Consider the following 21,539-nt stretch of genomic DNA (forward strand, 5'->3'; position numbering starts at 1 on the left):
CACTTGGCTACCTCCACTCGGATGCAAGTTCAATCAGCATAAGTCTTCAAAGCAACACGTCTTGAATTCAAGACGATTGCCGCCATTTAGATGTCAGTTAAACCTACACTGAAGGAAGGCAAACATGCGTTTCGACAAACTTACCACCAAATTCCAACAAGCCCTGGCTGATGCGCAAAGTCATGCGGTCGGCAATGACAATCCACAAATTGAAGCCCCCCATCTGCTGCTGGCGTTGCTGAATCAGGACGATGGCGGCACCGCCTCCCTGCTGGCACGGGCTGGCGCTAATCTGGCTCCGCTGCGCGCAGGGTTGCAGGCGGCCATTGCCGAATTGCCGCAGGTACAAAGCAATGGCGGCGAAGTCACTATCTCGCGCGAGTTGAATAATTTACTCAATGTCACCGACAAATTTGCGCAAAAGCGCAACGATGCCTATATCGCCAGCGAAATGTTTCTGTTGGCGCTGGCTGAGGATAAAGGCGTCACCGGACGGCTGCTCAAGGCGCATGGCCTGACCAAGCAGGCTTTGGAGCAGGCAGTCAATGCCGTGCGCGGCAGCGACTCGGTCAATAGCCAGGAAGCGGAAGGCAACCGTGAAGCGCTGAAGAAATTCACCATAGACCTCACCGAGCGTGCGCGCAATGGCAAGCTAGACCCGGTGATAGGCCGGGATGATGAAATACGCCGTGCGATTCAGGTGTTGCAACGCCGCACCAAGAACAACCCCGTGCTGATAGGCGAGCCTGGCGTGGGCAAGACCGCGATTGTGGAAGGCCTGGCCCAGCGCATTATCAATGGTGAAGTGCCGGAAAGTCTTAAGAACAAACGCGTACTGGTGCTGGATATGGCAGGGCTGTTGGCCGGGGCCAAATACAGGGGCGAGTTTGAGGAACGCTTGCAGGCAGTGCTGAAGGAACTGGCGCAGGATGAAGGCCAGACCATCGTCTTTATTGATGAAATCCATACCATGGTGGGCGCAGGCAAGGCCGAAGGCGCAATGGATGCGGGCAATATGCTCAAGCCTGCGCTGGCGCGTGGCGAGCTACACTGCGTGGGCGCGACCACTCTGGATGAATATCGTAAATACATAGAGAAGGATGCTGCTCTGGAGCGTCGCTTCCAGAAAGTGCTGGTGGATGAGCCTAGTGTGGAAGCCACCATTGCCATACTGCGTGGTTTGCAGGAAAAGTATGAGCTACATCACGGCGTAGAAATTACCGACCCGGCGATTGTCGCGGCGGCCGAGCTTAGCCATCGCTATATTACGGATCGCTTCTTGCCGGATAAGGCTATCGATCTGATCGATGAAGCCGCAGCACGCATCAAGATGGAGATAGATTCCAAGCCCGAGGTGCTGGACAAGCTGGAACGCAGGTTGATACAGCTCAAGATTGAGCGTGAGGCGGTGCGCCGTGAAAAGGACGAGGCTTCGCAGAAGCGTTTTTCCTTGATTGAAGATGAAATCCGTCGCCTGGAAAAAGAGTACGCCGATCTGGAGGAAATCTGGAAGGCAGAAAAAGCCCAGGTGCAGGGCAGCAAGCACCTGAAGGAAGAAATAGAAAAGATCAGGCAGCAGATAGAAGATGCCACGCGCAAGGGCGAATGGCAGAAAGTTTCTGAACTGCAATATGGCAAGCTGCCGCAACTGGAAACCCAGCTCAAGCAGGCCACACACGCTGAAGAGCAGGAACAAGGCCAAGCCAAGCAGAATCGCTTGTTGCGCACCCATGTGGGCAGTGAAGAAATTGCCGAAGTGGTGTCTCGTGCCACTGGCATTCCGGTCTCCAAGATGTTGCAGGGTGAGCGCGAAAAGCTCTTGCATATGGAAGACAAGCTACATGAGCGCGTTGTTGGTCAGGATGAAGCTGTGCGCCTAGTGAGTGATGCAATACGTAGATCGCGCTCAGGCTTGTCTGACCCCAACAAACCGTATGGCTCTTTCTTGTTCCTAGGCCCTACCGGGGTGGGCAAGACCGAGCTGACCAAGGCTTTGGCTGGCTTCTTGTTTGATTCCGAGGAGCACCTGATACGCATCGATATGAGCGAATTCATGGAGAAGCACTCGGTGGCGCGTTTGATAGGTGCGCCTCCGGGCTATGTTGGTTATGAGGAGGGCGGTTATCTGACCGAGGCGGTGCGCCGCAAGCCTTACTCGGTGATTCTGCTCGATGAAGTCGAGAAAGCGCATCCTGATGTGTTCAATGTCTTGCTACAGGTGCTGGATGATGGTCGTCTGACCGATGGTCAGGGCCGTACCGTGGACTTCAAGAACACGGTGATTATCATGACCTCAAATCTTGGTTCGCAGATGATACAAAGCATGACAGGCGACGATTATCAGGTGATCAAGCTGGCGGTGATGGGTGAGGTCAAGGCCAACTTCCGTCCAGAGTTTGTGAATCGTATAGACGAGGTGGTGGTATTCCACGCCCTGGGCGAAACCCACGTCAAATCGATTGCGGGTATCCAGTTACAAAGCCTGGCCAAGCGTCTGGCAGCCATGGATATGCAGTTGGCAGTGAGCGATGCGGCCCTGGCCGAGATTGCCAATGCAGGGTTTGACCCGGTATACGGTGCGCGACCACTCAAGCGTGCCATACAATCCGAGATTGAAAACCCGCTGGCCAAGGAAATCCTCAATGGCAGCTTTGCTGCCAAGGACACGGTACACGTGGATTTCAAGGGCAGTCGCATGCTGTTCAGCAAGGCCTGATGTGCTTGGGCAGAAACTTCAGTGTTGCGCGGCGAGCATTTTTCTCCGGCCGCGCTTGACTAGGGAATTTCTGCCCAGGCCGCATGGTCATAGCGGTATGTTATAACGCTTGCCTGGATTTCCCAGGTGTTTAAGGCTGGCGCAAGCCAGGAGGATGAGATGAAACTAGTCATAGCCGCCATCACAGCAAGCCTGGTGCTGGCAGGATGCGCCACCACGCAGCAGCAACAGGAACCGCAAATCCAGCGCATTTCTCAAGAAGAGCTGGAAAAAATCATGCCGCAGCCCACTCCCTTCATCACCTATGATGAGTTGGTGCGTTTGTCCAAGGCTGGCACATCGCCTGATGACATCATCGCCAAGATCAAGGAAAGCCGTTCCGCCTATGATCTCACACCCTCCAAGGCGCTGGACTTGAGCAAGCAGGGTGTCAGCCCCAAGGTGCTGGATTATATTTACAGCAGCCGTGAACAGGCGTTACGCGATGGCTTTGCCGATGAAATCAACAAGCGCGAAAAAGCCAAGGCGATAGAACAGGAAAGGCTGCGCCGTGAGTATCAGTGGCGCTACCGCAGTTATGACCCCTTCTGGGGCCCAGGCTTTGGCGGTTATTGGGGCAGAGGCTATTACGGCCCACGCTGGGGCTATGGCTGGTAAAATTTAAGGCATACGCGCAGAGTGTGCGCAGCGTGCAAGCAGTTGGGGCTGGAGATTTCCAGCCCTTTTTTATTGCTTCTGCTCTGCGGTTTTTCGCAGTTTAGCGATCAAGATCACGCGTGGCGGCACGCCAGCGTAACTTTTCTGAGTGACGGTGCCTGGCTTGCAGGCGCGTATCCTTGAGTATGATCTCCATGGTTTCACCCAGCACGCGTACCACGCCAAGGATGGGGATAACCAGCATCAACCCGGCCACTCCGGCAATCGCCTCGCCAATCAGAAACATCATGATGGTGAGCAAAGGATGGATACGTAGACTGCGGCCAACAATGGCAGGCAGGAAGAAGAAGTCATCCAGCATGCGGATAATGATAAATAGCGCGGCCAGGCTGTAGATCACCGAGATATTGCCCGGCATATCGGTGGTGGCAATCAGCGCGACGATGGCAAAGCCCAGCAGTGGGCCCAGATAAGGAATCCAGCACAGCACTGCCACCACCAGACCCCACATCAGTGGCGAAGATACGCCCAGCACCCATAGGCCCATGGTGGTCAGCACGGTATCTACCAGCGTCATTTTCATGAGGCCGACAAAGTACAGGCGCGCGGTTTGATCCACCGCATGAATCAAATACAGGGTTTTCTCGAAGAAGGCATTGGGCACCGCTGCTCCCAGCATCTTGCGCAGCTGTGCGCCGTCCTTGAGCATAAAGAAGGTAATGATGGGTGTTAGCAGCAAAGAGGGTAGCCAGGTGGCCAGCCCGGTGAGTATCTTACCCAGGTATTTTTCCGAAAAATGCTCGGAGAAATCGGTGAAGCTCTGGTAGATGTTGTTGCCAAAATGCGCGGACTGCAAAAAGCTGAACTGCTGCTGCAAGCTACCCAGCAACTGTTCGGCAAGCTTGGCACCGCCAGAAGCGTAATGGATAAAGCCGCTTTGCCAGGATGAAGCATTGGCCATGACTCTGGGATAAACCAGCAGCAATGCCAGCACGGTGACAATCAAGAAAGAGCCACTTAAAGTAATGGCTGCCAGCGAGCGGCTGCTGCCTGCCAGCACCAGCTTTTTCTCCAGCGGCGCCAGCAGATAATAAAGAATCAGCGCCAGTAAAAAAGGCACTACCAGCCACAGTATTTTCTTGAAGATCAACAATAGCAGGCAGGTGGAGGCAATAATGCCAGCCCATGCCAGCGGTCCAGGGCCGTTATTGACATTGGCCAGCACTGGCGGCGCAATGATATTGCCGGGAATCTGCTGGTATTGTGCCTGTCTCAGGCTGCAATGCTGGGTGATGATGGCGGCTATCTGTGGATAGGTATGCAGCAGATGCAGGAAATCCTCACGGAACAACACAGCCAGTACGCAGTTTTCCAGCGCACGTACCTGGGCCGAACGTGGCACATCTTCCAGCAAGGCGCGCTCACCGAAGAATTGCCCCGCTTCCATGATGGAGAGATTTTGCCCATCCAAAGAGGCACGCACGCGGCCCGAAAGAATAAAGTAAACCGCCTGGCCTTCCTCATGCTGGTCAAAGACAATTTCATCACGCACATAGGTACGCTGGTGCAAGAGGTTATTGAGCGTATCCAGCTCATGATTGCTAAGTCCGGCAAAGAGCGGGACTTCACGCAGCACAATCTGGTGCTGGGGCGTGACGGGGTGGCGGAAGCGGCTGAGTAACATAGTTAGGCAAGTGAGGCTGAGGTTGCCTCATTCTAGCGGGCGGCACTGCAAGCGCAAGCTTTTCCTTGCTTGGTGTGCTGTGTGCCAGCCTGATCGCGCTGGGCTTATACTCTGTGATGCGTCATCAGTATGTGCGTGATGCGCGCGCCAATAAGGCATTGATAACAGCCTAGTGTTTTTTCTCGCAATGATATGTGGAGTTTTTCATGCAGCAACATCATCACCAGATTGTCCAGCCCACCCACGGCCGCAGGCTATACGACATTACCCCCGCCGTGTTGCGGTGGCTGGCGGGCACTGGGCTGCGCCAGGGCTTGTTGACACTGTATATCCAGCACACCTCTGCCAGTTTGCTCATCAACGAAAATTACGATTCTGATGTGCTGGTGGACATGGAAAGTTTTTTTGAGCGTTTGGTGCCAGATGGCGATGCTTTATTTATCCACACCGCCGAAGGGCCGGATGATATGCCTGCCCATGTGCGCTCAGCGCTGACCCAGACCAGTCTGGGCATACCCGTGCTGGATGGCAAGCTGGCACTGGGCACTTGGCAGGGGATTTTTCTCTATGAACATAGACGCATGGCGCATAGCCGCAAGGTGCTGTTGCACTTGATAGGGGAGTAAGTACTTAGGCAAGCACTACTTGACCACGCTCCAGCTCAAGGGAGGACTTACTTGACCACACTCCAGCTCAAGGGGTCAAACGGTTTGCTCTGGTAGCGTAGCTCGAAATACACCCCATGCTGCTCATTGCCACCGCTATTACCCACTGAGGCCACGCTGTCGCCACCTTTGACGTTGTCACCAACTTGCTTGAGCAAAGCTTGGTTGTTGCCATACAAGCTCATATAACCACTGCCGTGGTCTATGATAATGAGGTTGCCAAAGCCGCGTAGCCAGTCGGCAAACACGATTTGGCCGCTGGCCACCGCCTTGACCTCGCTGCCCTCGGCCGCACGTATAAACAGACCCTTCCAGGAAATTCCGGTATCAGCGCGGCTGGCACCAAAACGGTTGCTGATCTCGCCGCGCACTGGCAGATTGAGCTTGCCTTTGAGGGCGGCAAAGTTGGTGCCGTCAAAGGCGTTGCTGGGCAGGGCTTCGTTGCGGCCTATAGGTTTGCTTGGGGCAGTGGGGCGCTTCTGGCCTGTGCCTGCGGCTGATTGCTCTCTGGCGGCTTCGCGTGCAGCTTCCTTGGCCGCTTCACGCTCGGCTTTTTCTCTGGCGGCTTTTTCACGTGCTGCCTGCTCACGCGCGGCCTTGGCCAGTTTTTCCATCAACTGTGTCAGGCGCTGTTCATCGCGCTTGAGCTTGTCGATTTCATTGCGCTGCGCACTGATCTTGCTGGATAGCTGCTTGACCAGCTTGTTGCGCTCGGATTTCTGCTGCTGCAGCTCATTGCGCTCTTTTTCCTGCTGCTCTTGCAGGGAGTCCAGGCGTTGCAAGGTCTTGCTGGTTTCTGCATTGAGCATTTCCACGCGGGCCAGGTTGTTGTTGGCCGAGCTGACCAGGGTGTTGCGCGCTTGCGAAACATAACCCAGATAGTGCAGTTGCCGAGCGGCGGTATTCGGGTCTTGCTGCTGCAACAGCGTCTGCACCTGGCTGGATTTGCCATGCAGGTACTGCTGGTAAAACTGCTTGCGCAGTAATTCCTGTTGTTGGGAGAGGGTGTTGCTGAGCGCGTTTTTTTGCAATTGCAGGGTTTGCAGATTGCTACTGCTCTCTTGCTGCTGCTGTTTAAGGTCTACCAGCTTGCGATTGGCCTCGCTGATGGCTTTTTCGCTTTTCTTTAATTGGTCAGCAGCATCGGCATGGGCTTCCTTGGAGGTATCCAGCTCTTTTTTCAGCGATTCCAGACGCTGGTGGATTTCATCCAGTTCCGCCTTTGGTGCGGTATTGGCAGCCGCGGCGCTGGCCGACTCTGCCTTGCTGGCAGCCAGGGACAAAGACCAGGCCGCTGGCCCAGCGTAGAGGCTGCTTGCCAGCAGCAGACTGAACCAGCGTTGTTTCATGCTCAGGCGTTGAATGTGACCAGGGATTTTCCGGTCATTTCTGCCGGTTGCTTCAGTCCCATCATATTAAGCAGAGAAGGTGCCAGATCGCAGAGTGCGCCCTTGCCTTCGGCCACCAAGCTGGCGGGTTTGCCTATGAAGAACAGCGGCACCAGATTGGTGGTGTGCTGGGTGTGCGGCTGGTTGTTTTCGTAATCACGCATCATTTCCACATTGCCGTGATCAGCCGTCACTATCATCTGCCCACCTATGCTTTGCATGGCCTTGATAATGCGGGCCAGGCAGGTGTCTATGGTTTCCACTGCCTTGATGGAGGCCGTGATTTCACCGGAGTGACCCACCATATCGCAATTGGCATAGTTGCAGATGATGGCATCGTACTTTTTGCTGAGTATGGCTTCTTCCAGCTTGTCAGTCAGTTCAAACGCGCTCATCTCTGGCTGCAGGTCGTAAGTGGCCACCTTGGGTGAAGGCACCAGAATACGATCTTCTCCGGCAAATACCTGCTCTTCTCCGCCATTGAAGAAGAAGGTCACGTGCGGGTATTTCTCGGTTTCGGCAATGCGTAACTGGGTGAGGCCTTGTTGCGCCAGATATTCGCCAAAGGTATTGCGGATTTCAACCGGGGCAAAGATAGGGGTGGCGCGCGTTTCTGCCTTGTCGTACAGGGTCAAGGTGTAGAAGCCACCTAGCTTGGGCAGGCGGCGGCGATTAAAGCTTCAAAATCTGGGTCCAGCAGCGCATGGCTAAGCTGGCGCGCACGATCAGAGCGGAAGTTAACGAAAAGAATGACATCGCCGTCTTCCATGGTCACAGGCTCCTCGCCCGGTGCGACGATGGCAGTGGCTTTGACGAATTCGTCCTTTTCATCGCGCGCATAAGCTGCTTCAAGGCCAGCCAGTGCGCTAGGTGCGCTGAACTCACCCACGCCATCAGTAATCAGGTTGTAAGCAATTTCCACACGCGGCCAGCGTTTATCTCTGTCCATGGCATAGAAGCGGCCACAAATAGAGGCTATCTTTGCCTTGCCTATGCGTGCGCAGGCTTCTTCCAGCTTGGTTAAATAAGGCTGGGCGCTGATAGGTGGGGTATCACGACCATCAAGGAAAGCGTGCACATAGACGCGTTCCACGCCTTGTTTGACTGCCATTTCAATCGCGGCATGTATATGTTCCTGATGACTGTGCACCCCGCCGTCTGACAGTAGACCCAGGATATGAATGGCCTTGCCTGCACGCTTGGCCTTGGCGGTGGCTTCCAGCAATACCGGGTTGCTGAAGAACTCACCGCTGGCGATAGACTGGTTGATGCGTTCAAAATCCTGAAACACCACGCGTCCGGCACCAATATTAAGATGGCCGACTTCGGAATTACCCATTTGCCCGGTTGGAAGGCCGACAAAAGTTTCCGAGGCATTGATCAAGGTGTGGGGATATTGCTGCCACATGCTGTCCAGTGTGGGAGTATTGGCAAGAGCAATTGCGTTGTCGCGGCTGTCTTCGCGATAACCGAAGCCATCAAGGATGACGAGAAGAGCGGGAGTTACGTTCATTGCGGTCAGGATCCAGGTAGACTCAAGAGATGGCCTGTATTTTAGAGAGTTTTTGCGCACTACGCATGCCTAATCGCGGCCTGGTAGGGTTGAGCCGGGGTTTTATAATGAAATTGCCTGGCGGCAATTTCTTGGCACAATTTGCTAGGCAGACTTATTTTTTCTCTCAGGCTTGAATTCTGTGCGACTGGCTTCATGTAGCAAGAAGTGTTCGTCACTATCTGGCTTGCAGGCGCTGTGCGCTTGCAGCTTGTTAAAAGATCAAATATCCATGGCGGTGGTCATGGACTGATTAGGGGTAAATGTGGATTTCGTTGCAAAAAATGCCTTATGGCTGGGATTGGCAGTGGGCTCTGGCCTCGCTTTGCTATGGACAGTGTTCAAGCGTGGGCCGCAAACTGGGGTCAGCGTGTCTGATGCCGTGCTGTTGATCAATCGCTCCAATGCCGTGGTGGTGGATATCCGCGATCAGGCTGAGTTTGCTGCGGGGCATATTACCGATGCACGCCATATTCCCCTGGCGGATATCGAGAAACGCGCCGCCGAACTGACCAAATTCAAAACCAAGCCCGTGCTGGTGGTGTGCCAGAGTGGCGTGCGTTCGGCCAAGGCCGTGGCTCAGTTGAGCAAGCTCGGCTTTGAGCAGGTGAAGCAGATCAACGGCGGCCTGCAAGCCTGGCAGGAAGCAAAATTACCTGTGGTTAAGGGCTAGTAGAAAGAAATCTATATGGCAAATATCACGATGTATACCACGGCAGTATGCCCTTATTGCATCAATGCCGAGCGCTTGCTGGTAAGCAAGGGCGTACAGAATATCAACAAGATTCGGGTTGATCTTGAGCCTGAGCTCAGGATCAAGATGATGGAGCAGACCGGAAGACGGACTGTTCCGCAAATCTATATCGACGATTTGCACGTGGGTGGCTTTGATGACCTGCGCGCACTCGATATGGCTGGCAAGCTTGACCCCTTGCTGGCAAAGTAGCGTCACGGTTTTGTAGTACAAAATCCTGACGGGAGCGGATAGAATGCGGGATTGAGTGATGCAATCAGATCAGGCTTTTGCTCAATTTTTGAGTATCGCGCTTTAAAAAGTGGTTTTTTAATATTTTTAATCAATAAGCGGGTGCGCCCAGGTGCCCCGTCGTTAAGGGAAGAGACATGGCAGAAGAACAGGCAGCACAAGATCAACAACCAGCATTTGGTATCGAGAAGGTCTACGTTAAGGATCTTTCACTGGAAATCCCCCATGCACCACAGATTTTCATTCAGCGTGAAGCGCCTCAAGTATCTATCGAGCTGAGCAACGCTACCGCCAAGCTGGAAGATGGCATCTATGAAGTTGTGGTAACAGTGACTGTCACCTCCAAGCTGGGCGACAAGACTGTGTTCCTGGTAGAAGTAGCGCAAGCTGGTATCTTCCAGATTCGCAACGTGCCAGAAGAAAACATCGAGATCATTCTTGGCGTTACTTGCCCCAATATCATCTTCCCCTATGCACGTGAAACGATCTCCGACATCGTTACCCGCGCTGGTTTCCCACCTGTATTGCTCAACCCTGTTAACTTTGAAGCGCTGTACGCTCAGCAAAAGGAAGAACAGGCTAAGGCAAATGGTGCGACTACCCACTAAAGCACAGCGCCTGGCTATGGCGCTAAGCCTGCTACCCATGCTGCTGCCCACCATGGCGGCAGCATTGGAGTACCGCTCGGTCAACGTCGCTAAGGCGACGTTGTACGATGCACCCTCGGCACAGGGCAAGAAAACACTGCTGCTGGGGCAGGGTTATCCAGTGGAAATCATAGTCAACCTTGGTGACTGGCTTAAGGTCAGGGATGCTCAGGGCACACTGAGTTGGTTGAGTCCAAATCACTGGGAAATAAACGTACCGTACTGATCCGTAGCGCCGCTGATCTGCGTCAAAGTGCAGATGCCGCTGCCAACCTGCTGGGCAGGCTGGACAAGGATGTGGTGCTGGACGTGCTGGAATCTCCCGCCAATGGCTGGGTGAAGGTCAAGCATAGAGATGGCCTCACAGGCTATGTCCAAAGCACAGCAGTCTGGGGTTTGTGATCACGCATAGTGCTCTGATCACCATCGCTCACTCTTATCCAACCATGTTAAACCACTCATGAAAATTACAGTTTTAGGTGCTGGCGCCTGGGGCACTGCGCTCGCTTTGCAAATCAGCCGCCAACATCAGGTTTCACTCTGGACCCGCAACCAGGCGCATATCATGGATATGCAGGTAACGCGGGCCAATCTGCAGTATCTCGGGGATTTTGCCTTTGGCGATCAATTGACCGTGGATGGTGATTTGGGTCGTGCGCTGGAAGGTGCAGATCTGATCGTTTCGGTCGTGCCTACCAATGGCTTCCGTAACGCCCTCAAGGAAATCAAACGTCTGGGCAGTAATGCTCCTGTGGTCTGGGCCTCCAAGGGGCTAGAGGCCGCCACCGCCAAACTGCCACATGAAGTGGCACAGGAAGAGCTGGGCGATAGCCGTCACTGGGGCGTGTTGTCCGGCCCCAGCTTTGCGGCTGAGTTGGTACGTGGCCTGCCTACGGCAGTGACGCTAGCTGCCAATGATGCTGCTTTTGCCGAACGTGCGGGTGCCTTGCTGCATGGCGGACATTTCCGTGTTTACACCAGTACAGATGTTACTGGCGTCTCGGTAGGCGGTGCCCTCAAGAACGTGCTGGCCATTGCGGCTGGTATTAGTGATGGCATGCAGTGTGGCAATAATGCCCGTGCGGCGCTGATTACACGCGGTATTGCCGAAATGACACGCCTGGGCGTGGCCCTGGGTGGTGCCAAGGAAACCTTTATGGGGCTGACTGGCGCGGGAGATTTGATTCTGACCTGTACTGGCCAGTATTCGCGTAATCGTGAAGTCGGTTTGCGTCTTGCCAATGGGCAGACCTTGCAGGAAATTTTGCAAACCCTGGGGCATGTGGCCGAAGGTGTGCATACCGCCCGTGAGGTGCTGAAGCGCGCCAAGCTTCTAGGGGTGGAAATGCCAATTACCCACGAAGTTGACCAGGTGCTATCGCACGGACGTTCACCGCGTCAGGCCATGGAAAACCTCTTGAGCCGCGAGCAAAAGTCAGAAGCGCTATAAGCCTAGCACTGTAAGAATGAGCGCTATAAACCTGAGCGCTGTCAATTTCAGCCACAGAAAAAGCACCCTGATATATTGAGCGGTGCTTTTTTCATGTCTGGCATAGACTAGTATTTCCCACTATTGAAGATTAACCGCCGAATGATTCATATCGCATTGTACGAACCGAAAATCCCGCAGAACACCGGCAATATCATCCGCTTGATTGCCAATACAGGCTTTACGCTGCATCTGATAGGGCCTTTGGATTTTCAATTTGATGACAAAAATCTCAAGCGCGCGGGGCTGGATTACCACGATCTGGCCAAGGTAAAGATTTATGGCGGATATGAGGAATTTAAAGCGGCCATGGGCGACAAGCGTATTTTTGCGTTAACCACGAAAGCCCAGCAGTATTACCACAACATTCAATATCAGGCCGAGGATGTGCTGCTGTTTGGCTCTGAGACCTCGGGTTTGCCTGAAGCCGTGCGTGATGAATTGCGCGAGACCCTGATCCGCGTACCCATGATGCCAAATAACCGCAGCATGAACCTCGCCAACACCGTGGCTTTGACCAGTTATGAAGCCTGGAAGCAGCTGGGTTTTGTTGGCGGGTTGTAAGTTTGAGGTTTTGAGTGTGAGCTTCTGAGTCTGGGCTTTAGAGCAGGTTTAACAACACCAAGCGTGGTGAGTGCTGTTTTCCATCACAGGTTCAATACAAACTCTCCTGCCGCGATTGGGCTCCAATCGAGACAGGAGTGGTCGCTGTCTTTAGTCAGCCTTGAATTGCTTGATTTTCTCCAGCATTTTTTCTGCAAACAATTGATAGATTTTTTCCGAGGGATGCACGCTATCAAAGAACGGATATTGCTGCTGATCCAGCAATGACTGCGAACAGCCATTGATAAACTTCACGACCAACTCTTCACGCGCCAAGAGCGGGCCTAGTTCGTAATATCCGGCTTCTATATCGGTCACGCAGGCGCGATTGCGGGTGGCAGGTGTCCACGCTTGCAGCCATTGTGCAAACAGGCTTTGCATGGGTAACCACAGCACCTCCTGCCCTGGGAATGCCTTGCTTAAGCTGACTTCCATCTCGCGTTCCAGTTGCTGGGATAAGGATTGCGCCAAGCTGGCTGAGGAGGTGTTGAATAGCGCAGGGGTGGTGGAAATATCGGGCGGCCCAATCACCAGAATACGCTTGGCACCCAGCGCTTGCACGCGCTTGATGTTGTCAACGAGCAATGCCGGAAGAGAACTGATTTTTATACGTTTTTTATCCTCCGTCACAAAGTGCTTGTCTGCAAAGACATTGAGTAAATCATTGCCGCCGATAAAGAAAATGAACAAGGTCTGGTCTATCAATGGTTTGTCTGCGCGTGCCGCGTAAGCATCCACCTGCTTGTCCAAGGCCACCCTGTTGTAAATACTCAAGCGCAGGCCAGAATAGTCGTTGGCAATAGCCGCGCCTGCCACGGCATAGTTCAGGCCCGAGGGATTAGGGTCGCTGAATTTCTCCGAGATTTTCTGTTCCGCCTTGGCAGCAAACTCCAGCGTAGAAGCTGGTGTCAGCACGGCTGCCTTGATGACATCAGGCTTGGCAGTGCTGATGGCAGTTGGTGCTAATAAATCCATCATCTTAGGGTTCATTTCCAGGCGTGGTTCAGATTCCAAAAGCGTGGAAGGGCGCCAGGCGGGCTGCAAGTGATCGCCCAAAGCTTTAGCCACAAACTCTACAGGCAGTTGGCCGTTGGTAAATGCCATGCTTGGTGGGAGGTAGGGGGCGAACTCATATGCAGATGATGGAAATGCGTAATTTCACGCGCCAGCATGAACATATTGCCTTGGTCAGAAAGCGAGTCACCAAACACCACCAACTTGGATGGCGGGGCTTGCGAAGTCTGGAGTGCATTCTTAGTGACAATCGGCGCCTCTCCGCAACTGCTCAGTAACATGAGGGTTGAGAGCATCATGCTAAGGAGTCTTATCAATGCAACGTTCATTCTGAATGTTTTGATCACGTCATTAACCTTTCAAATTTATCCCGCTTGCTAGCACCAGAGCACCTGATTCGGCCCCAGAGACATGAGGGAAGCTTGTATGTTTTTTTGAAGGAGATCGGCTGTTATGGATGCATGTGGCACTGAAAGGCAGCAGTCAGTAACACCCCAACCGCAGCCAGATTAATTGCTATTTGTCTTTAATGTAAAGTCAAATATAGCTATTTAATTGTAAATTTGATCGGGGGTTTGCAGCGGGTGTGACACGTCACAGCTATAGGTGTGAATAGAAGGATGTTGCTGAGGTTGAGTGTGAATTCGGGCAGTGAAGCCAGACAGTGAAGTCAGGTCGTAAAGGTACGCGCGATCACCCAGCATTCCACATGAGTGGCACCCGCCGCTTTTACACATTGTGCCAAGGCATTGAGCTGGCGCCTGTGGTCATGACATCATCCAGCAGAATGACCCGCTGGCCTGTCATGGAGGTATTGCAGGCAAATGCGCCACGCATATTTTTCAAACGCTGCCGATAAGGCAAAGTGGCTTGCGGCGGTGTGGCGCGAGTGCGCACACAAAGATGCGCTTGCAATGGAATGTTTAACTCACGGCAGAGCGTGCGCGCAATTTCAAGTGATTGGTTGAAGCCCCGCTCTTGCAGGCGTTGCCTGTGTAGCGGCATGGGAATCAGGCAGTCGGCAGGGAGCTGGGGGGTTGCAATAGCGTGCTGTGAGTCCGCTCTGCCATGGGCCCACCAGGTTTTTGCCAGCATCTGACCCAGCATGGGGGCTAGGGCTAGATGTTGGGCATATTTATAACGCTGCAACATGGCGGTGAGTGGAAAGGTGTACTGAAACAGGCTGTGGGTGACATCAAATGCAGGCGGCTGCTGCAGACAGCGACCACAGCGCTGGCCTGCGATGGTAGGCAGGGCGCACTGGGGGCAAGCCTGGGGGGTGTCACGATGCTGGTCATGCCAGGGGAGTTCAGCCAGGCAAGGTGCACATAAGCCAGTGTTGTATGGCTAGCGCTGCGGCAGAGCAGGCAGGCTTGAGGAAACAGCCACTGTTTGAGCCAGTCCATGCAGCTCAGGTCGCGCTTTGTAGCTGCCCTTGGCGCGATTGCTCCAAATAGCGCTGGAAGGCGGCGGCAGGTACTGGCGGGGAGTAAAGGTAACCCTGGGCAAAGTCGCACTTGATCTCAAGTAACAGATCACGCTGCAAGGGGGTTTCCACCCCTTCGGCAATGACTTTGAGGCCTAGCTTGTGCGCCATGACAATAATAGCCTCGCACAAGGCATAACTTTCATTATTGGCCGCGAGTTGGCTGGTGAAGCTTTGATCTATCTTCAGGTAATCAATATCGAAGCGGTTTAGGTAGGATAAGGAAGAGAAGCCAGTGCCAAAGTCATCAATCGCGACTTGTATCCCTGCATCGCGGAAGTTAAGTAATTTGTCCTCAATGCTGCGTTCGGGATTGAACAGCAAGCCTTCGGTGATCTCGACTACAATATTTCTGCCAGTCAGCCCCAGGGTATGCAGATAGTTGAGCCAGTCACTATGTTCAAAGGTGTTGGCCTGGAATTGCACTGGGGATTTATTGATGCTGACGGAAAAGTCTTCGCCAGCGATGGCCTGCCATTTGACGACATTCTCCGCTGCACGGCGGAATATCCAGTCGCCCAACTCGACGATGGCGCCAATTTCCTCTGCTACCGGGATAAATACCGATGGGCTGACCAGCCCTTGCACCGGATGATGCCAGCGCAGTAATGCCTCGGCTTTTTCAACCCGGCCCGTGGCCAGCTCTATGATGGGTTGGTAATAATCGGCCAATTCATTACGTTCTACGGCCAGACGGATATCCCGCGCCAGTTGCATGCGCTGCATGGCGGAATCCTGCATGGATTGCGTAAAGAACATGCTGCGGTTACGGCCTTTGTTCTTGGCTTCATACATGGCCTGATCGGCATTGCGCATGATTTCGCCGCTGTCACTTGCATCATCGGGATAAACACTGATGCCTATGCTGGCAGAGATATAGACTCTTTCTTCGGCCAGTACATAAGGTCGGGAGAGATTATCCAGCAGGTTATCGGCGATCTGCTGCAACTGGGCTTTGTCGGCAAGCTGGGGCACGATGATGGCGAATTCGTCACCACCTAATCTAGCGACAGTATCCGACTGCCGCACGCAACCCTGAATACGTCTGCCTGCGGCCACCAGTAAATCATCTCCCTTGCTGTGGCCCAGCGAATCGTTGACTTCCTTGAATCTATCCAGGTCTATAGATATCAAGGCCAGCTTGCCATGCTCCTGTCTAGCCTGTTTGATGTGCTGCTCAATACGGGCATTGAACAAATGGCGATTGGGTAATTGCGTCAGGTTATCGAAATTGGCCTGTTGCCAGATTAATTCGTCTGCGGTTTTCTTTTCTGTGATGTCGATATGAGTGCCACGCATCAGCAAGGGCTGGCCATCCTCGGTGCGAGAAATCAGCCGACCGCGACTGGTTACCCAAATCCAGCGTTCCTGCTTATGGCGCATGCGGTGGTCAGATTCATAATTTTCTGTCTGCCCCGAAAAGTGTTGTTCAAGCTTTTCTGTGGCCAGCAGCAAGTCATCCGGATGCATGAGTTTTTTCCAGGTGCTGGCTGTCAGCGGTGTCAGTTCTGCCAGGGAGTAGCCCAGCATGCTGGCCCAGCGATCATTGAACAGGCATTCCCCAGTTTGCACATTCCATTCCCAGGTGCCTGCACGTGCGCCATCGATGATGTCTTGCAGCCGCGTGCGCTCAGTTTCTATCTCGCGGGTTTTCTTGTGTACGGCAATTCTTAGCAGCGCAATCCACAATAAGAGAATGATCCCGGCGACTGAGGCGGCCAAGATGCCGTAGGCGAGTTCGCGCGAGTAGTGAAAGGTTTCTATGGGCTTGCCCATCCATTTTTTCTCTAAGGTCTTGATTTCTTCAGGGCTGATCGCAGCCATGCCTTTTTCCACCAGCGCCATGGTGGTCTTATTTTCCTTGCGTACCGCGCGATGGAATTCACCTGTGTACAGAGTGAAAGCCTTGCGGAACTCATGCTGTCTATCCAGACTGTAGAGGTAATAATGGGCGGGAATCTCATCTAGGCAGAACAGCTTGATTTCTTGCGTCAAGGCCGCTTCTATCATGGCCGTGTAATTGTCGTATTGGCGCAGCGAATAAATGCCGTGCTCTTCCAGCTTATCTATGCATGCATCGCCTTTTTGTACACCGACGACAAATCCGGTCAGGGCGCGGGGGCTGGTAATGCCCGTAATACTTTCATGATTGAAAATAGCCACCGTCTGCTTGGCATAGGCTGGGAGAAGGTATAGAGCGCTTCACGCTTGGGCGTGCGGTAAAGCATTTCAATCACATCGGCATCACCATGCAGGACACGCGCCTGCGCATTAACCCAGGCGGTGGGCACCAGATTGACCTCAACCCCGGTTTTTTGCTGCCATAAATCCCAGAGATCCACCAGATAGCCCACGGTGTTGCCATCATCGTCCTTGAACAGATAGGGCGGGTAGTTTTCATCTCCCACCACGGTCAGTGACTCGGCCTGTGCAGCGCTAAGCCAGGACGTCAAGGCGAATAAGGCGCTGAGCATAACAAGCTGGCACTGCATTTTCAGCATATCGCTCACGCCTTTCTGTGAAGTCCCGGTTCGGGGTTGATGGTCAGAAGCAAGTCAAAACGCTTAGCTTTCATGCTGACTAGGATACACCTAGCGGCAAACTCCCGCAGGCTCAGCCGTGATTTGCTAATAACGACTTGTTATCTTTTGGATTATAAATGTTGTGTAAATATTTGAAATATAAATAAAAATAAATTATCTTTTGCTGATGGCGCGCAGCTTTTATCTCGCTTGCCATAGGTCGGGGATTCCGGCACATCTGAGAAATACCCCGTTCGATTATTGCTATTCCTTGATGATGTTTGCGTCAGCCGTGGTCGCATTAATGCTACGCATGTGCTGAACGCAAACCGGGGAGTCCGGGAGCGTGAAGCATGAAATTCGCAGATATAAAAATCGGCATTAGGCTGGGTCTGGGTTTTGCCACGGTACTCATGCTAATGGTCTCTATGGTGTTGCTGGGCTATATCCAACTGGTGCGTGTAGGCGATGTGGCCAGAAAAATGACCGAGGAAGAGTTGATCAAGGAGCGGCTGACGGCAGAGCTGGCCTCCAACGTACGCCAAACCGGTATACGTGCCCTGGCAGCCGTGACGAGTACAGACCCGGCCATGGTCGAGTTTTTTAAAGATCGTATTCGGGAGACCGAAACAGAGGACGACGAGATCATCAACAAGCTGGAGGCCAGGTTAAGCCAAGCTGAGGGCAGAGCCAGGCTTGCCGATGCTCAGGAGAAAATTCAGAGTTTGGTGGCGATTCGTGAAGATTTGCTCAGCCAGCGCGCCAAGGGGATGGACCAGGAAACGATTAACCGCCTTGTAAGCAGTGAGTTTTTACCCGCGCGACAAGCCTGTTTTGACAGCATAGCGGCGTTTGCCGAGTTTGGACGTGGCGTCATCAATGCCGCTGGTGAGGATATTCAAAGCAACAAGCGCTTTGGTATTTATATGCTTTTGGCATTGGGCGGATTGGCGATTGCACTCGGTATGTTCATGGCATGGCGGCTCGCACGCGGGATTACCCAGCCACTGGCGCAGGCACTCACATTGGCAAAATCAGTGGCCGCTGGAGACCTCACTAGCAATATCAATGTCACTGGCCATGATGAAATAGCGGAGCTGCTGCAGGCACTCAAGACCATGAACGATAATCTGGCGCAAATTGTGACCGAGGTGCGCAGTGGGGTTGATACTATCGCTACCGCTTCAGGTGAAATTGCCAGCGGCAATCTTGACCTCTCTGCCCGGACTGAGCAGCAGGCCAGCTCACTGGAGCAAACCGCCTCAGCCATGGAGCAGTTGACCTCTACCGTCAAGCAGAATACCCAAAGCGCCAACCAGGCCAACCAGCAGGCTGGTTCAGCTTCTGACGTGGCAATCAAGGGTGGCCAGGTGGTAGATCAAGTCATCGCCAGCATGGGGGCTATCAATAATGCCTCCAAGCGTATTTCCGAGATCATAGGCGTGATCGATGGCATTGCCTTCCAGACCAATATTCTTGCTCTGAATGCAGCCGTCGAGGCCGCCAGGGCTGGTGAGCAGGGACGTGGCTTTGCAGTGGTGGCGACCGAAGTGCGTAGCCTGGCTCAGCGCTCAGCCAATGCCGCCAAGGAGATCAAGGGCTTGATCACCGACTCGGTAGAGAGTGTTGCGGCAGGTAGCCAGCAGGTTGAGCAGGCGGGTCTTACCATCAAGGAGGTGGTCGATAGCGTCAACCGCGTCAGCAGCATTGTGCGTGATATCAGCGTGGCCAGTGATGAACAGGCCACGGGGATAGAGCAGATTAATCAGGCCATCATGCAAATGGATGATGTGACTCAGCAAAATGCAGCCTTGGTAGAGCAAGCCGCGGCGGCTTCGCAATCATTGCAACATCAGGCGGAAAATCTGGCTCGCGCGGTCAGTGTTTTCAAAATCAATGGCCAGCTTGCAACATCAATCTCGCGAGCACTGCCAGTGCAGAGCGCGGCTAAATTTCAATACCTGAGAGCAGCCTCTGGCATCAGCCCTGTACCTGTTAAGCCTTTAATCACTAGCCCAGTTGTTCCGCGCCCGCAGCAAGTGACGCGTCAGCACCAGGATCAAGAAGCAGGCACTCTGCAAACGCAGGCTGGGCCCGCTACAACCTCAGGCAAGCCAATGGTTAATGGTGCGGGCGATGCAGAAGAATGGACGGAATTTTAGCGCTGCAAGCCAGGGTATTAGCAGGATAGGCTTGGTCTCTCAGCCTTAGGTTGAGTGCAGGGGGCAATTCCTACAGCACTTTCCTATTACGCTGATACGCTTTACCCTGCTTGCGCTGCACAGTGTGCATATTCAAACACTGGAAAAGAGACCATCATGCAGCGATTTACCAACAAGGTTGTTATTGTCACCGGAGCAGGCTCCGGCATAGGCGCTGCCACCGCGCAACGTTTCTCTAGCGAAGGTGCAAAAGTAGTGCTGGCAGGCAGAACCCTGGAGAAGTTACAGGCTATCTCCCAGCCGCTGGCCCCTGAACGCACAGCCATCAAGCAAACCGATGTCTCACGCCAGCAAGATGTTAAGGCGCTGATTGCGTTTGCGCTGGAAAAGTTTGGCCAGCTCGATGTGCTGGTCAATAATGCGGGTATTTATGCTGATGGCGATGTCACTGAAGTGAGTGAGGAAGATTGGGCGCAGGTACAAGCTACCAACGTCAATAGCATTTTCTATGGAGCACGCGAGGCTATTCCGCACTTGGCTAAAACCGGGGGTTGCATCGTCAATACAGCTTCGGTTTCTGGTCTGGGCGGCGATTGGAAAATGAGCGCCTATAACACTTCCAAAGGTGCGGTGGTCAATCTCACCCGCGTTTTGGCAATGGATTTTGCGCGCCAGGGCATACGTGTCAATGCGGTCTGTCCCAGTTTTACCTTCACCGATATGACCGCAGATATGGCAGAAGATCAGGAGTTGCTGGAGAAATTTTATGAGCGAATTCCTTTGGGGCGAGGTGCCCAACCCGAGGAGATCGCTGCGGCGATTGCCTTCCTCGCCAGCACCGATGCGTCATTTATTACTGGCGTTAATCTGCCCGTAGATGGTGGCTTGACTGCTTCCAACGGTCAGCCACCCGGGGGCTAATGAGTCAAGCCTGGTAATAATTCTCAGTGAAATGGCGGTTGGTGGTACACAGAGATTGGTTTTAGAGATCGTGATGATATTCACCACCGCCGTGCAGTACACACACTCTGTAAGGTTGTATGTAAGTCTGTTGCGAGGCTGCACCTCTCTATGGCTTCAGTCGGCATCAAAGCAATTTGGTGCCGATAGGCACATCCAAATCCGGCACGCACAAAGCCACTTCTCCTTCCGCATTATGGAATCCTGTCACCAGGCATTCAGACATCATGCTGCCTATCTGTTTTTTCGGGAAATTCACCACCGCTACCACTAATTTGCCGATCAGGGTTTCAGCTGGGTATAAGGCGGTAATCTGCGCGCTGGATTTTTTGCTGCCTATTTCAGGCCCAAAGTCGATCAGCAAGGTATAAGCGGGTTTACGCGCGCTGGTATTGAGTTCAGCCTGCACTACCCGGCCTACGCGTAGATCAACCTTGAGAAAGTCTTCCCAGTCGATCAATGGTTGTGTTTGCTGCACGTGTTGCATCCTTATGCGATGAGATTTCTTGATGAAGAGAATTCGAGTTGTTCAATTTTTAATCATATGTAAAGCGTTTGTTAAGGCTATCCTTGACAGGCTATAATCCGGCTTTCGTTTCCACTTTCAGATCATGGCTACCAAAATCATCACGCCCAAGCAGCAGATGCGGGCGGCTCAGAGTTTTGCGTTTTTCTCCAGTGTCGCGATTGTGGTGCCGGTGTTGATTCCATTTTGGATTGCGGCTTCGATTTTTGCCTATGCCTCAACCGCCAATCATCCCTGTACGCGTGTATGTGAGTATTTGGTGCCCGCAGGTTACCGCTTCTATGGCCTGTTGGGAACCTGGGTAGTGCTGCTGAATTTCAGTTCCAATATGGCAGGCTGGGTGGGTGGTGCGCTCAATCTGGCGATCATTATCTGGGTGGTCAGTATTCTCGTCATTGTGCCATTGGGCATTAGGGACATCCTGCGGGCTCAGCATGAGCCATGGCAGAAAATTACTATAGAGACAGAGTAAGGAATTTAAAC

Annotated in this window: 22 protein-coding genes and 1 pseudogene; 14 read left to right on the plus strand and 9 right to left on the minus strand. The window is 53.2% G+C overall.

Features of this window, described 5'->3' with window-relative positions:
* Positions 1 to 124 precede the first annotated feature (124 nt).
* The gene (gene clpB / locus JCM2850_RS05565) at positions 125 to 2,716 is read left to right on the plus strand and encodes an ATP-dependent chaperone ClpB (RefSeq protein WP_025870367.1); all 2,592 of its coding nucleotides are present in this window, start codon (positions 125 to 127) and stop codon (positions 2,714 to 2,716) included.
* A 159-nt stretch (positions 2,717 to 2,875) separates the two neighbouring features.
* Positions 2,876 to 3,373 carry a hypothetical protein gene (locus JCM2850_RS05570; RefSeq protein ID WP_025870368.1) on the plus strand — a complete coding sequence of 166 codons (498 nt, stop codon included), beginning with the start codon at positions 2,876 to 2,878 and terminating at the stop codon, positions 3,371 to 3,373.
* A gap of 100 nt (positions 3,374 to 3,473) precedes the next feature.
* On the opposite strand, the gene JCM2850_RS05575 is transcribed toward JCM2850_RS05570, so the two are convergent.
* On the minus strand, positions 3,474 to 5,057 hold the full coding sequence (locus tag JCM2850_RS05575) for an AI-2E family transporter (RefSeq protein ID WP_081774966.1): 1,584 nt from the start codon (positions 5,055 to 5,057) through the stop codon (positions 3,474 to 3,476).
* Between the two features lie 206 nt (positions 5,058 to 5,263).
* On the opposite strand from JCM2850_RS05575, the gene JCM2850_RS05585 reads away from it, so the two are divergent.
* Positions 5,264 to 5,683 carry a secondary thiamine-phosphate synthase enzyme YjbQ gene (locus JCM2850_RS05585; protein ID WP_025870373.1) on the plus strand — a complete coding sequence of 140 codons (420 nt, stop codon included), beginning with the start codon at positions 5,264 to 5,266 and terminating at the stop codon, positions 5,681 to 5,683.
* A gap of 47 nt (positions 5,684 to 5,730) precedes the next feature.
* Here JCM2850_RS05585 and JCM2850_RS05590 read toward each other — a convergent pair whose 3' ends face one another.
* Together JCM2850_RS05590 and gpmI are read right to left on the minus strand one after the other, a co-directional pair.
* Complete coding sequence (locus JCM2850_RS05590) at positions 5,731 to 7,071, minus strand: murein hydrolase activator EnvC family protein (RefSeq protein WP_025870376.1); 1,341 nt, start codon at positions 7,069 to 7,071, stop codon at positions 5,731 to 5,733.
* A 2-nt stretch (positions 7,072 to 7,073) separates the two neighbouring features.
* A pseudogene (gpmI, locus tag JCM2850_RS17380) lies at positions 7,074 to 8,623 on the minus strand (2,3-bisphosphoglycerate-independent phosphoglycerate mutase).
* A 304-nt stretch (positions 8,624 to 8,927) separates the two neighbouring features.
* Between gpmI and JCM2850_RS05600 the strand changes: the two are divergent.
* From JCM2850_RS05600 to JCM2850_RS05625, 7 genes are all read left to right on the plus strand, one after another.
* Positions 8,928 to 9,335, plus strand: coding sequence for a rhodanese-like domain-containing protein (locus JCM2850_RS05600; RefSeq protein WP_025870377.1), 408 nt, complete (start codon positions 8,928 to 8,930; stop codon positions 9,333 to 9,335).
* A 15-nt stretch (positions 9,336 to 9,350) separates the two neighbouring features.
* Complete coding sequence (gene grxC / locus JCM2850_RS05605) at positions 9,351 to 9,608, plus strand: glutaredoxin 3 (protein WP_025870379.1); 258 nt, start codon at positions 9,351 to 9,353, stop codon at positions 9,606 to 9,608.
* A gap of 176 nt (positions 9,609 to 9,784) precedes the next feature.
* Positions 9,785 to 10,255 (plus strand): protein-export chaperone SecB, encoded by a 471-nt coding sequence (secB, locus tag JCM2850_RS05610; RefSeq protein ID WP_025870381.1) that lies wholly within the window; start codon positions 9,785 to 9,787, stop codon positions 10,253 to 10,255.
* On the plus strand, positions 10,236 to 10,520 hold the full coding sequence (locus tag JCM2850_RS22460; RefSeq protein ID WP_234406107.1) for an SH3 domain-containing protein: 285 nt from the start codon (positions 10,236 to 10,238) through the stop codon (positions 10,518 to 10,520). The genes secB and JCM2850_RS22460 overlap by 20 nt, the downstream gene beginning before the upstream one ends.
* Positions 10,478 to 10,696: an SH3 domain-containing protein gene (locus JCM2850_RS22465; RefSeq protein WP_234406108.1), complete on the plus strand. Its 219-nt coding sequence runs from the start codon at positions 10,478 to 10,480 to the stop codon at positions 10,694 to 10,696. The genes JCM2850_RS22460 and JCM2850_RS22465 overlap by 43 nt, the downstream gene beginning before the upstream one ends.
* A 58-nt stretch (positions 10,697 to 10,754) precedes the next feature.
* Positions 10,755 to 11,744 carry an NAD(P)H-dependent glycerol-3-phosphate dehydrogenase gene (locus tag JCM2850_RS05620; RefSeq protein ID WP_025870383.1) on the plus strand — a complete coding sequence of 330 codons (990 nt, stop codon included), beginning with the start codon at positions 10,755 to 10,757 and terminating at the stop codon, positions 11,742 to 11,744.
* A 141-nt stretch (positions 11,745 to 11,885) separates the two neighbouring features.
* Positions 11,886 to 12,347 carry a tRNA (cytidine(34)-2'-O)-methyltransferase gene (locus tag JCM2850_RS05625; RefSeq protein WP_025870384.1) on the plus strand — a complete coding sequence of 154 codons (462 nt, stop codon included), beginning with the start codon at positions 11,886 to 11,888 and terminating at the stop codon, positions 12,345 to 12,347.
* 150 nt (positions 12,348 to 12,497) lie between these two features.
* Here the strand turns inward: JCM2850_RS05625 and JCM2850_RS05630 are convergent, their stop codons facing one another.
* The 3 genes from JCM2850_RS05630 to JCM2850_RS22470 form a co-directional block, all read right to left on the minus strand.
* Positions 12,498 to 13,364: an SGNH/GDSL hydrolase family protein gene (locus tag JCM2850_RS05630; protein WP_159105129.1), complete on the minus strand. Its 867-nt coding sequence runs from the start codon at positions 13,362 to 13,364 to the stop codon at positions 12,498 to 12,500.
* 95 nt (positions 13,365 to 13,459) lie between these two features.
* Positions 13,460 to 13,699, minus strand: a complete 240-nt coding sequence (locus JCM2850_RS21585; RefSeq protein ID WP_025870388.1) for a hypothetical protein — start codon at positions 13,697 to 13,699, stop codon at positions 13,460 to 13,462.
* Between the two features lie 430 nt (positions 13,700 to 14,129).
* Positions 14,130 to 14,405 carry a ComF family protein gene (locus tag JCM2850_RS22470; RefSeq protein ID WP_234406109.1) on the minus strand — a complete coding sequence of 92 codons (276 nt, stop codon included), beginning with the start codon at positions 14,403 to 14,405 and terminating at the stop codon, positions 14,130 to 14,132.
* A 117-nt stretch (positions 14,406 to 14,522) separates the two neighbouring features.
* Here JCM2850_RS22470 and JCM2850_RS22475 point away from each other — a divergent pair, with 117 nt between their 5' ends.
* A complete protein-coding gene (locus tag JCM2850_RS22475) occupies positions 14,523 to 14,732 on the plus strand; it encodes a hypothetical protein (RefSeq protein ID WP_234406110.1) in 210 nt (69 codons plus the stop codon).
* Between the two features lie 79 nt (positions 14,733 to 14,811).
* Here JCM2850_RS22475 and JCM2850_RS17395 read toward each other — a convergent pair whose 3' ends face one another.
* Together JCM2850_RS17395 and JCM2850_RS24245 are read right to left on the minus strand one after the other, a co-directional pair.
* Entirely contained in the window at positions 14,812 to 17,049 is a 2,238-nt protein-coding gene (locus JCM2850_RS17395) for an EAL domain-containing protein (protein ID WP_051525287.1), read from the minus strand.
* The gene (locus tag JCM2850_RS24245) at positions 16,995 to 17,387 is read right to left on the minus strand and encodes a transporter substrate-binding domain-containing protein (RefSeq protein WP_051525288.1); all 393 of its coding nucleotides are present in this window, start codon (positions 17,385 to 17,387) and stop codon (positions 16,995 to 16,997) included. Before JCM2850_RS24245 ends, JCM2850_RS17395 begins: the two co-directional genes overlap by 55 nt.
* 374 nt (positions 17,388 to 17,761) lie before the next feature.
* On the opposite strand from JCM2850_RS24245, the gene JCM2850_RS05650 reads away from it, so the two are divergent.
* Together JCM2850_RS05650 and budC are read left to right on the plus strand one after the other, a co-directional pair.
* Complete coding sequence (locus tag JCM2850_RS05650; RefSeq protein ID WP_025870390.1) at positions 17,762 to 19,570, plus strand: methyl-accepting chemotaxis protein; 1,809 nt, start codon at positions 17,762 to 17,764, stop codon at positions 19,568 to 19,570.
* A 156-nt stretch (positions 19,571 to 19,726) separates the two neighbouring features.
* Positions 19,727 to 20,491 carry a meso-2,3-butanediol dehydrogenase gene (gene budC / locus JCM2850_RS05655; protein WP_025870392.1) on the plus strand — a complete coding sequence of 255 codons (765 nt, stop codon included), beginning with the start codon at positions 19,727 to 19,729 and terminating at the stop codon, positions 20,489 to 20,491.
* Positions 20,492 to 20,657: 166 nt separating this feature from the next.
* Here budC and JCM2850_RS05660 read toward each other — a convergent pair whose 3' ends face one another.
* The gene (locus JCM2850_RS05660) at positions 20,658 to 21,008 is read right to left on the minus strand and encodes a tRNA-binding protein (RefSeq protein ID WP_234406111.1); all 351 of its coding nucleotides are present in this window, start codon (positions 21,006 to 21,008) and stop codon (positions 20,658 to 20,660) included.
* Between the two features lie 133 nt (positions 21,009 to 21,141).
* Between JCM2850_RS05660 and JCM2850_RS05665 the strand changes: the two genes are divergently transcribed.
* Positions 21,142 to 21,528: a hypothetical protein gene (locus JCM2850_RS05665; protein WP_025870397.1), complete on the plus strand. Its 387-nt coding sequence runs from the start codon at positions 21,142 to 21,144 to the stop codon at positions 21,526 to 21,528.
* The last annotated feature ends 11 nt before the right edge of the window (positions 21,529 to 21,539 follow it).

It is taken from the genome of Methylobacillus glycogenes JCM 2850 (assembly GCF_000617925.1).
Classification (GTDB): Bacteria; Pseudomonadota; Gammaproteobacteria; order Burkholderiales; family Methylophilaceae; genus Methylobacillus; species Methylobacillus glycogenes.